The sequence below is a fragment of the Buchnera aphidicola (Shivaphis celti) genome (assembly GCF_039349365.1).
Lineage (GTDB): Bacteria > Pseudomonadota > Gammaproteobacteria > Enterobacterales > Enterobacteriaceae > Buchnera_L > Buchnera_L aphidicola_AL.
Genome location: NZ_CP134977.1, coordinates 16,011 through 27,343, shown reverse-complemented (window position 1 = coordinate 27,343; position 11,333 = coordinate 16,011). Strand labels below are relative to the sequence as shown.

At 25.1% G+C, this 11,333-nt stretch carries 10 protein-coding genes and 1 tRNA gene; 4 read left to right on the top strand and 7 right to left on the bottom strand.

The window, feature by feature from the left end:
- Positions 1 to 93 precede the first annotated feature (93 nt).
- Positions 94 to 591, bottom strand: a complete 498-nt coding sequence (locus tag RJT40_RS00130; protein ID WP_343182557.1) for a TIGR00645 family protein — start codon at positions 589 to 591, stop codon at positions 94 to 96.
- Positions 592 to 801: 210 nt separating this feature from the next.
- Here RJT40_RS00130 and purH point away from each other — a divergent pair, with 210 nt between their 5' ends.
- The gene (gene purH / locus RJT40_RS00125; protein ID WP_343182556.1) at positions 802 to 2,385 is read left to right on the top strand and encodes a bifunctional phosphoribosylaminoimidazolecarboxamide formyltransferase/IMP cyclohydrolase; all 1,584 of its coding nucleotides are present in this window, start codon (positions 802 to 804) and stop codon (positions 2,383 to 2,385) included.
- Positions 2,386 to 2,453: 68 nt separating this feature from the next.
- On the opposite strand, the gene metE is transcribed toward purH, so the two are convergent.
- The 3 genes from metE to ftsY form a co-directional block, all read right to left on the bottom strand.
- Complete coding sequence (gene metE, locus RJT40_RS00120) at positions 2,454 to 4,730, bottom strand: 5-methyltetrahydropteroyltriglutamate--homocysteine S-methyltransferase (protein WP_343182555.1); 2,277 nt, start codon at positions 4,728 to 4,730, stop codon at positions 2,454 to 2,456.
- Positions 4,731 to 4,961: 231 nt separating this feature from the next.
- A complete protein-coding gene (rpoH, locus tag RJT40_RS00115; RefSeq protein WP_343182554.1) occupies positions 4,962 to 5,816 on the bottom strand; it encodes an RNA polymerase sigma factor RpoH in 855 nt (284 codons plus the stop codon).
- 92 nt (positions 5,817 to 5,908) lie between these two features.
- On the bottom strand, positions 5,909 to 6,832 hold the full coding sequence (gene ftsY, locus RJT40_RS00110; protein WP_343182553.1) for a signal recognition particle-docking protein FtsY: 924 nt from the start codon (positions 6,830 to 6,832) through the stop codon (positions 5,909 to 5,911).
- Between the two features lie 192 nt (positions 6,833 to 7,024).
- On the opposite strand from ftsY, the gene rsmD reads away from it, so the two are divergent.
- Together rsmD and RJT40_RS00100 are read left to right on the top strand one after the other, a co-directional pair.
- On the top strand, positions 7,025 to 7,564 hold the full coding sequence (gene rsmD, locus RJT40_RS00105) for a 16S rRNA (guanine(966)-N(2))-methyltransferase RsmD (protein ID WP_343182718.1): 540 nt from the start codon (positions 7,025 to 7,027) through the stop codon (positions 7,562 to 7,564).
- 51 nt (positions 7,565 to 7,615) lie between these two features.
- A complete protein-coding gene (locus tag RJT40_RS00100; RefSeq protein ID WP_343182552.1) occupies positions 7,616 to 8,353 on the top strand; it encodes an ATP-binding protein in 738 nt (245 codons plus the stop codon).
- On the opposite strand, the gene RJT40_RS00095 is transcribed toward RJT40_RS00100, so the two are convergent.
- The 3 genes from RJT40_RS00095 to RJT40_RS00085 form a co-directional block, all read right to left on the bottom strand.
- Complete coding sequence (locus RJT40_RS00095) at positions 8,344 to 8,919, bottom strand: elongation factor P (protein WP_343182551.1); 576 nt, start codon at positions 8,917 to 8,919, stop codon at positions 8,344 to 8,346. The two genes, RJT40_RS00100 and RJT40_RS00095, sit on opposite strands and share 10 nt — an antisense overlap.
- Before the next feature lie 130 nt (positions 8,920 to 9,049).
- Positions 9,050 to 10,696, bottom strand: a complete 1,647-nt coding sequence (gene groL, locus RJT40_RS00090) for a chaperonin GroEL (protein WP_343182550.1) — start codon at positions 10,694 to 10,696, stop codon at positions 9,050 to 9,052.
- A gap of 51 nt (positions 10,697 to 10,747) precedes the next feature.
- Positions 10,748 to 11,041, bottom strand: a complete 294-nt coding sequence (locus RJT40_RS00085; RefSeq protein ID WP_343182549.1) for a co-chaperone GroES — start codon at positions 11,039 to 11,041, stop codon at positions 10,748 to 10,750.
- 219 nt (positions 11,042 to 11,260) lie between these two features.
- Here RJT40_RS00085 and RJT40_RS00080 point away from each other — a divergent pair.
- Positions 11,261 to 11,333, top strand: a tRNA-Phe gene (locus RJT40_RS00080).

Sequence of the window (11,333 nt, the reverse complement as noted above, 5' to 3'; positions counted from 1 at the left end):
ATATTTAATTTTTTAAATAATTTAAAAAAATTGTGATAACTTGAAATTGAGTTACCACAAAATATTCTTATATAATTAATTTTTCAAAAAAAATTAATATAAGTTTTTTTTTGTCATTTTATCAATATATGACATACCAAATGCAGAAATAACAAATGTCAAGTGAATAACAACACACCACATAATTTTATTATCTAATATCTTTTCTGCTTCCATAAATAATCTTAATAAATGAACAGAAGAAATAGCTACAATAGAAGAAGCAACTTTGTTTTTAATAGAATTAACATCCATAGTACCCATCCATCCTAATTTATTTTTATTTCCATGAATATTCATTTTAGAAATAAAATTTTCATAACCTGAAAACATAACCATAACTAATAAACCTCCCACTAATGCAATATCAATCAAAGATAAAACAATTAACACCAAACCAGATTCTGACATAATTAAAATTTCAGGAATAACAGAAATAATTTGTTGAAAAAACTTTAATGTTAATAAAACAAAACCACATGATAATCCAACATATACAGGAAGCATTAACCATCTTGATGCATATATTATTTTTTCAATCGCTTCTTCCATACATTATTACCTTATCTCATTATTAAATAATATATTAATCTTTCTCCTATCATAAAGAATATAAATATCTTATAAAGATATAGAATGTCAAAAAAAAAATAAAAAAAAAAAATAAAAAAAAATAAAATAAAATAAAATAAAATACTACCTGTAAAAATAATATCATACCATGTACATGGTATACTTAATATTATAATTCTGAGAATTACTATGGAAAATAAAAATTTAATAATTAAAAATGCATTAATTAGCGTATATAACAAAAAAAATATAACAAATTTTGCAAAAAAACTAACTGAAAAAAAAGTAAATATTTTCACTACAAATAATACTGAAAAATTTTTAAAAAAAAAAAATATTAACACAACAAATGTTTCAAAAATAACGAAATATACAGAAATGTTAAACGGAAAAATAAAAACATTGCACCCAAAAATATTTTTTGGAATATTAGGAAAAAAAAAAGATTTAGAAAATCATACAACAAAATCAATTATTATATTTGATATAGTAGTAGTAAATTTTACTCCAATCAATATTGTTCAAGACAACAAAACGATTGAAGATAATATTGATATTGGTGGACCTGCTATGATAAAAGCAGCAATGAAAAATTATAAAAATACTATTGTCATAGTTGACTATCACGATTATGAACGTATATTACAAGAAATCAATACATTTAATAATGTTTGCACAAAAACAAAATTAGAATTAGCTAAAAAAGCATGTGAATACATTATAAATTATGAACACAATATACTAAAACATTTTCATAAAAAATTAAATAAATTGAATCAAGAAAAATCTCCTTTCTACAGTACTATATATCTTAAATTATATAAAGAACAAGAATTAAAATATGGAGAAAATCCTAACCAAAAAGCAGCATTATATACACAAAAAAAAAATATTAAAAACGGTTCTATTGATTCATTTAAACAAATAAATGGAACAAAACTATCATATAATAATATATATGATGCTCATATAGCAAATGAATGTGTCAATCAATTTACTCATCCAGCATGTGCAATCATTAAACATGGTACCCCGTGTGGTGTTTCTACTGCTAGTCATATACTATCAGCATATAGTAATGCATATACTAGTGACCCTATTTCAGCATTTGGAGGAATTATAGGAATAAATACTATTCTTACAAAATCTATCACACAAAAAATTATGGATACACAATTCGTAGAATTAATTATTGCTCCTGAAATTACATCTAAAGCATTAAAAATAATAAAAAAAAACAAAAAAATAAAACTATTAATTTGTGGAAATTATAAAAATAATATAAAAAAAGAATACGAATTTAAAAATATTAGAGAAAAAATATTAATACAAGAAAAACAAAATATACAAAAATTTCTTCAAAATTGGGAAATTGTTAGTATAAAACAACCAACAGACATCGAGAAAAAACATGCGTTATTTTGTTGGAAAGTAGCGCAATTTGTTAAATCAAATGCTATTGTATATAGTTATAAATTTCAAACTATTGGTATAGGATCTGGTCAAACAAATCGACTAGAATCTGTAAAAATAGCAAATAATCAACTTGATAATAATCAAAAAAATAAAAAAAAAAAATACAAAAATATTATTATGGCGTCTGATGCCTTTTTTCCATTTAGAGATAGTATTGATGAATGTAAAAAAAAAAATCATGCAATAACTTGTATTATTCAGCCAGGTGGTTCTATTAGAGATAAAGAAATTATACAAGCAGCAAATGATTATAATATATGTATGATTTTCACAAAAAATAGAATTTTTAGACATTAAATAATATATTAATATCACATAAAAACAAAAGGGCTACTTAAATTCCCTTTTGTCAAAAAAAAAAAAAATTAAACATTAGAAATTTTTTCTCGAATACTTTTTGCTGCAAGAACCATATTCTTTAAAGATAGTTTTGTTTCTTTCCAATTTCTAGTTTTTAATCCGCAATCAGGATTTACCCATAAACGATCTAATGGTATATATTTTATTGCACGATTTAATAAATTTTTAATTTCTAAAACACTAGGAATATTTGGCGAATGAATATCATACACTCCAGGACCAATTTCGTTAGGATATTTAAATTTTTTGAAAAAATCTAATAATTCCATATTAGAACGAGCGGTTTCAATAGTAATAACGTCAGCATCTAATTCTACAATAGCATCCATAATATCTTGAAATTCACAATAACACATATGTGTATGAATTTGTGTCGTATCTTTAACACAAGCAGAAGATAATTTAAATGATTTAACAGACCAGGATAGATATTCTTCCCATTGAGATTTACGTAACGGTAACCCTTCCCTTAATGCAGGTTCATCAATTTGAATAATATTAATATTTTCTCGTTCCAAATCTAATACTTCTTCACGTAATGCTAATGCAATTTGCATCGATATTTTTTCTTTCGATAAATCTTCTCGCAAAAAAGACCATAATAAAATTGTTACTGGACCAGTCAACATAGCCTTTACTGGTTTATGTGTTAAAGATTGTGCATATTTTAACCAATCGATAGTTATTGGTTTTGATCGATATACATCTCCAATAATAATTGGTGGTTTTACACATCGTGAACCATAACTTTGAACCCAACCAAAATCTGTAAATATAAAACCATTTAAATTTTCACCAAAATATTCCACCATATCATTTCTTTCAGCTTCACCGTGTACCAAAACATCTAAATCTAATAATTCTTGTTGCAGTATTACATTACTAATATGTTTCTGAATTTGTAATTTATATTCCTCAGAAGTAATCTGTTTATTCTTATAATTTATACGCAATTCTCTAATATCATTAGTTTGAGGAAATGAACCAATAGTTGTAGTAGGTAATAATGGAAAACAAAATCTCTCTTTTTGCAATTTTGAACGTATAATATATGGATTATTACGAACTGTATCACTTTCTTGAATTTGATCTAATTTATTTTTTAAAAACTGCTTATTAATATAACTCGAATAACGATGTGTATATAATAAACTACTCCATTCATCCAATATAGAGATATCATTTATATTTACAGATTTTGTTAATAAATTTATTTCATAACATTTTTGTAATGCAAAAGAAAACCAATTTTTTATTTCAAGATTCATGTTTTCTTCGCATTCTAAATCAACCGGACAATGTAAAAAAGAACAAGAAGATGAAATCCATACATTTTCTCTGATACATTGAATTTTTTTTACCATATGGAATATATTTTTTAAATCAGACTTCCAAATATTTCGACCATTAATCACACCTAAAGAAAGAACCCAATTTTTTGGTATAATAGAATTCAAATTTGCAAAATCATATTGACCATCTACTGCATCAATATGTAAACCATCAACAGGCAATTCGTTAATTGTTGTGATATTATGTAAAACACTACCAAAATACGTAGTTAACAATATTTTACAACTGGAAGATAAATATGAATAAGATTTTTTAAATGATTTTAACCATTTTTTTGGCAAATCTAACGATAAAATTGGTTCATCAATTTGTATCCAACGAATACCTTGACTATATAATCTATTTAATATTTCTTTATATACAGGCAATAATTCATTTAATAAATTTAATCGAGAAAATTCTTTACCCGTTGTTTTTCCTAACCATAAATATGTCATTGGACCAATAATAACAGGTTTTACTTTAAAGCCATATTTTAATGCTTCTTCAATTTCTTCAAATAATTGTAACCAAGATAAATGAAATTTTTGCCCTTCAAAAAACTCAGGAACAATATAATGATAATTTGTATTAAACCATTTTGTCATTTCAGATGCTAAAACAGGTGTTCTATAAGGTGCATTACCACGAGCAATATAAAATAATGTATCTAAATCAATAGAATTATTTTTCATTCGATGGCGAGTGGGAACATTTCCTAACAACATACTCATAGACAACACATGATCATACCATGCAAAATCACCAACAGTAACATAATTTATTCCAATCTCTTTTTGTTGATTCCAATGCTTTAGTCTTAAATTAGCGCCAATTTTTATTAATTGATCTTTAGTAATATGACCAGACCAATAATCTTCTAATGCATATTTTAATTCACGACGTGCTCCTATTCTAGGAAATCCTAAAATATGATTTCTTACACTCATATCATTACCTTATGAAAATTGCATAAAAATTATTATAATTTTCCATATTTTTTCATTATATCACACAAATATCAATTATATCTATTATAGAACATGGTCTCATATTAAGTAATTTAAATAACTAAAATGTATAATATAACTATCAAAAAAAAAAAATAAAAAAACAATCTTGTATTTAAAAAAAATATTTTTATAAAAAAAAATAAATCATGTATCAAAAAAAATACAATTTTATTCTTCAAGTATTTTTTTTAATTTCCGCATTGCATTATTTTCAATTTGACGTACACGTTCTGCAGAAATTCCATAAAATTTTGCTATTTCTTGTAAAGTAATTTTATTTTTATGATTTAACCATCGCAAACAAATAATATTACGACTACGGTGATCTAAATTTAATATTGCGTGATTTAATTTACCAAAAATATACTTATTCCAATTAGATTTTTCAATTTGTACTGCAAAATCAGATTTACAATCTTTTAAATATGACATTCTGCTTGATTCGATATTTTGATTATTTTTATCTGTAACACTTAACGATAAAGTACAATCTTGCATAGACATCCTGGATTCCATATCCTGTATATCATGATTTTTTACTCCTAACGTTTTTGCAATAAGAGATATTTCATGTTTATTACACCAACCCAAACGATTTTTAGTTTTTCGTAAATTAAAAAATAATTTTCTTTGTACTTTAGTAGTAGCAATTTTTACAATTCTCCAATTCTTAATAATATACTCATGGATCTCAGATTTAATCCAATGTACAGCAAATGAAATTACTCGAACATTAATATTTGGATTAAATCTCCTTACTGCTTTCATCAATCCAACATTACCTTCTTGTATCAAATCTGATTGTGATAAGCCATAACCAGAATAAGTGCGAGCAATATGCACAACAAACCTTAAATTAGATAAAATAACAATTCGAGCAGCATTTTCATCAGCGTCATAATACACTTTTTTTGTTAACTTATGCTCTTCTTGAGCAGATAGTATTGTCCAAGAATTCACAGCATGAATATAAGAACGTAAATTCTTTAAAGAAAGAACCTGTAAAGTTTGTATCTTATACATATAAATATATTCCTATAAAAATACTCTTAAAATCATCAATCATAAAAAAATTAAAAAAATAAATATTATTATTTTATTTTAAATTATTTTCTTTACGCAAACATATTATCAATAAATTTTTTTTCATTAAACACTGAAAAATCATCTATATGTTCACCATGACTGATATATTGAATAGGAATTAGAAATTTTTCCAAAATAGGAAATATCACACCTCCTTTTGCAGTACCATCTAATTTAGTTAATATAATTCCAGTAATATTTATAAGTTTTTCCGAAAATAATTTTGTTTGTAAAATAGTGTTTTGACCACTACACATATCTAAAACAAGATATATATCATTAATAGAACCAGAATTTTTATTATTTATAACACGAATATTTTTTTTTAACTCTTCCATTAAATTAACTTTATTATGTAATCTACCTGCTGTATCAATTATTAAAATATCAAAACAATTCTTTTTAGCAAAATCAATAGAATCAAAAATTACAGCAGATGAATCAAAACCAATTTTTTTTGCAAAAACTGGAATAGAATTTTTTTTCCCCCAAAATTGTAATTGTTCAATAGCAGCAAACCGAAAAGTATCACTTGCTGATAATAAAACTTTCTTTCCCATTTGTATATACAACCTTGCTAGTTTGACCGCAGAAGTAGTTTTTCCTACTCCATTCACCCCAACAAATAATATTGTTTGTAAGGTGTTCAAATTATTTTTAATATTATTAAAACTATTCTTTTTATTTATAGATAATATATGCAAAAGGTATTTTTTAAGTTCCAAATATACATCTATTTCTTTTAAGAATCTATTTTGTTTATATTTTACCAATAAACTTTCTACAATTTTTTGAGTTGTATGAAACCCAAAATCAAAAACCAATAACTTTTCTTCCAATTTAACAAAAAAATCATCATTAATCTGATTTTTAAAAAATAAATTTCGAATTACAGAACCAAAATCATTTTTTCTATTAATAAAACTTTTTTTTATTTTTTTAAAAAAATTCATAAGACCATATCATATTAATTTTTCAATATATTTGTTATTTAATAATATTCAATATTGTATAATATAATTATAATATTAAAGCTTTTATACTAATTAAATAGTATACTACTATTATGTAATTAAAAATTATATAAAATATATATGATACAGTATTATAATAAATTAAAAATCTTATAATATGAAAAAAAAAAAATTAGAATTATTAGTGGTATTTTAAAAGGAAATATTATTAATACTATTAATCATAAAAATTTACGACCTACAAAAAATCAAATTCGAGAAACCTTATTTCATTGGTTAGAAAATAAAATTCAAGAGAAAAATTGTTTAGATTGCTTTGCTGGTAGTGGAGCATTAGGTATTGAAGCGATTTCTAGACATGCTAAACATGTAACACTGATCGAAAAAAATAAAAAAATATTTCATAATATAAAAAATAATATTCAAAGATTAAATATTCAAAATATTACTATTATAAATATAGATACCTTACATTGGTTAAAAAAAATATCTAAAATACAATATGATATTATTTTTCTTGATCCACCATATTATAAAAATATTTTACAAAAAACAATATTTTTAATAAAAAAAAATAAAATTATTAAAAAAAATGGTTATATATATATAGAAACTTTTCGATATAATGAAATCCAATATCCAAAAAATTGGATTGTAAAAAAAAAAAAAAATACTAAAAAAATTTGTTATGTATTATACTCTTCATGTTAATAACAAATTTATTTATTAAATATAAATATTTCACTTATATTAAGTATATTTATGAAAAAGATAGATTTTTTTAAAAAATTAAAAAAAATTATTCCCAATCATATTAAACCGAAATTTTATAAAGAAATTGACTTGCTGTCATGGAATAAAAAGCAAGGAGAGCGATTTTCTAAATCTATAATTCAAAAAAGTCAAAAAAAAAAAAATAAAAATATTTTAATTAAATCAGGAATTCAAGAATTATATAAAGATTGTTCATTTCAAAACTATCATATCGAACATGAAGGACATAAAAAAGCAATTACATTAACACAAAATTATGCAATAAATTTTCATAAAAATATTGGAAATTTTATTTTTTTAGGAAAACCGGGGACTGGGAAAAATCATTTAGCTACTGCAATAAGCAAATATTTAATATCCAAAAAAAAAACAGTATTAATCATTACAATTTCTGACCTGATGTCAAAAATTAAATCTACTTTTCATAATTTAAATAAACAATTTACAACAGAAAAATTTATAAATTATTTAAGTAAAATTGACTTACTAATAATTGATGAAATTGGAATACAACAAGAATCTCTCTATGAAAAAATTATATTAGATCAAATTATTGATAAAAGATCTTCATCAAAAAAATCTACAGGAATGCTCTCTAATTGTAATATAATACAAATTCAAAAAATACTTGGTATAAGAATTATGGATCGAATGAAATTAGGTAATAGCTTATGGATAAATTTTTACTGGGAAAGTTATCGTTACAAAATAAAAAATCACCGATGAATACGTGAATGATATTCCACTTTTCGTGTATCAATTCTAATAATGTCTCCAATCTGAATAAATAATGGAACTTGTAAAATTAATCCAGTATTCAACATACATAATTTAAAATTATTTTTACTCATAGACATATTTTTTTTACTATCAGAAACAAAGGATACTACTTTTAAATCAATAAAATGACTAATTACCACACCAATCGGATTTTGATTCCATAAAATAATAGTATAACTATTATTTTTTAATAACCATTTATATTTATCTTGAATAATATTTTTACCTATCGCTATTTGCTCAAAATTAGATTGATGAATAAAATGCCAAAACATATTATCATGATAAATATACGTATATTTTATTTCAAAAATATCTGCACTTAACAAGCTATCTGTAGATCGTAATGTTCGTTCAATTAATTGACCAGTTAATAATTTTTTTAACTTGACTCGAGAGAACGATTGTCCTTTTCCTGGCTTTACAAAATCTACTCTTTGAATTTCGCATGGATGATTATCAATTAAAACTTTTAATCCAGACTTAAAGTCACTACTGTAATATACAATCATACAATTAATACAAGTATCTCATTAATATTATTCATATCATTACTTATAAAAGTAATGAATAACTACCCCTTTCAAAAAGAAAAAATAATTTAGGGGTAATTATCAATAAATTTAACAAACATATTACAATTTACATCATTCCGCCCATTCCGCCACCCATACCGCCTGGAGCAGGAGCGCCAAGATCAGATTTTTCTTCTTTAGGTAAATCCGTCACCATACACTCTGTAGTAATCATTAAACCAGCAACAGAAGCTGCATATTGTAATGCGGATCGTGTTACTTTTGTTGGATCTAAAATACCAAAATTAATCATATCTCCATACTGATCTGTTGCAGCATTATATCCATAATTTCCTTTTCCATCTTTTACATTATTAGTAACAACAGATGGTTCTTCCCCAGAATTAGAAACTATTTGACGTAAAGGCGCTTCCATTGCTCGTAATGCAACTTTAATTCCAACATTTTGATCTTCATTTTGACCAGATAAATTAGAAATTTTTCCAGCAACACGAACTAATGCAACACCACCACCAGCAACAACACCTTCTTCTACTGCAGCGCGAGTAGCATGTAAAGCATCTTCAACTCGAGCTTTTTTTTCTTTCATCTCTACTTCTGTAGCTGCTCCAACTTTTAATACCGCAACACCACCAGATAATTTTGCTAATCTTTCATTTAATTTTTCTTTATCATATTCTGAAGTTGCTTCTTGTGATTGTTGTCTAATTTGATAAATTCTATTTTTAATTGCGCTTTTATTTCCTAATCCACCAATTATTGTTGTAGTATCTTTAGTAATAACAACACGTTTTGCTTGTCCTAAATCTTCCAATGTAGATTTTTCTAATTCCATTGCTAATTCTTCGGAAATTACTGTTCCAGAAGTTAAAATAGCAATATCTTGTAACATAGATTTTCTACGATCACCAAAACCAGGAGCTTTAACAGCAGCAACTTTTACAATTCCTCTCATAGAATTTACTACTAAAGTAGCTAATGCCTCTCCTTCTAAATCTTCAGATATAATTAACAACGGTTTACCAGATTTAGCCACAGCTTCTAATAAAGGTAATAATTCTCTAATATTAGAAATTTTTTTATCCGCCATTAAAATATAAGGATTATCTAATTCTACAATTCCTGTTTCAGATTTATTAATAAAATAAGGAGATAAATAACCTCGGTCAAATTGCATACCTTTTACTACTTCTAACTCATCCTGTAAACCAGTTCCTTCTTCAACAGTAATAACACCATCATTACCTACTTTTTCCATTGCTTCAGCAATTAATTTTCCAACAGTTTCATCGGCATTAGCAGAAATTGTACCAACTTGTGTAATAGCTTTAGAATCTGAACAGGGAACAGACATATTGCGTAATTCTTGTACTGCATTAACAACAGCTTTATCAATTCCTCTTTTTAAATCCATAGGATTCATGCCAGCTGCTACTGCTTTTAATCCTTCATTCACTATTGATTGTGCTAATAACGTCGCAGTTGTTGTGCCATCTCCTGCCGCATCATTTGCTTTAGATGCTACTTCTTTGACCATTTGAGCACCCATATTTTCAAACTTATCTTCTAACTCAATCTCACGAGCAACAGAAACTCCATCCTTTGTAATACTCGGAGCTCCAAAAGACTTATCTAAAATGACATTTCTTCCTTTTGGTCCTAAAGTTACTTTCACAGCATCTGCTAACACATTAACACCACGAAGCATTTTCACCCGAGCTTCGTTACCAAATTTTACATCTTTTGCCGCCATAATTATATCCCTTAAAAGATAAATATATTTAACATAAATTAATGAAATATACTATTCTTCAACAATTGCTAAAATATCGCTTTCAGTCAATATCAATATTTCTTCATTATCTATCTTTTCAACTTTAGACCCGTACCCTTCATTAAAAATTACCACATCTCCAATTTTAACATCTAAAGATTTTATTTTTCCATTATCTAAAACACGACCATTACCTACTGCAATCACTGTACCTCGAGTAGATTTACCTGCTGCAGAACCAGTAAGAACAATACCCCCGGCTGATTTTAATTCTACTTCTTGTTTTTTAATAATCACTCGATCATGCAAAGGACGAATTTTCATATAATTCTACTCCTCAATATTACATAAATTACTTTTTTTAAAAAAAAAAGAAATTAAAAATATAAAAAATTTAAAAAAAATTATAGATAAATAACAAGTAGCCCTATGATAATAATTATAGGGATACATATGTTTTTTTTCAAGAATAAAAATATAAAAATAATTTCATTAAAATATTGACATATTGAACTAATATATGATCTAATATATATTGTATTTGCCCGAATAGCTCAGTTGGTAGAGCAGGGGACTGAAAATCCCCGTGTCGGTGGTTCAATTCCGCCTTCGGGCA

Coding starts and splice junctions, on each gene's coding strand:
- RJT40_RS00130 (WP_343182557.1), bottom strand. CDS start 591: ATGGAAGAAGCGATTGAAAAAATAATATATGCATCAAGATGGTTAATG.
- purH (WP_343182556.1), top strand. CDS start 802: ATGGAAAATAAAAATTTAATAATTAAAAATGCATTAATTAGCGTATAT.
- metE (WP_343182555.1), bottom strand. CDS start 4,730: ATGAGTGTAAGAAATCATATTTTAGGATTTCCTAGAATAGGAGCACGT.
- rpoH (WP_343182554.1), bottom strand. CDS start 5,816: ATGTATAAGATACAAACTTTACAGGTTCTTTCTTTAAAGAATTTACGT.
- ftsY (WP_343182553.1), bottom strand. CDS start 6,832: ATGAATTTTTTTAAAAAAATAAAAAAAAGTTTTATTAATAGAAAAAAT.
- RJT40_RS00100 (WP_343182552.1), top strand. CDS start 7,616: ATGAAAAAGATAGATTTTTTTAAAAAATTAAAAAAAATTATTCCCAAT.
- RJT40_RS00095 (WP_343182551.1), bottom strand. CDS start 8,919: ATGATTGTATATTACAGTAGTGACTTTAAGTCTGGATTAAAAGTTTTA.
- groL (WP_343182550.1), bottom strand. CDS start 10,696: ATGGCGGCAAAAGATGTAAAATTTGGTAACGAAGCTCGGGTGAAAATG.
- RJT40_RS00085 (WP_343182549.1), bottom strand. CDS start 11,041: ATGAAAATTCGTCCTTTGCATGATCGAGTGATTATTAAAAAACAAGAA.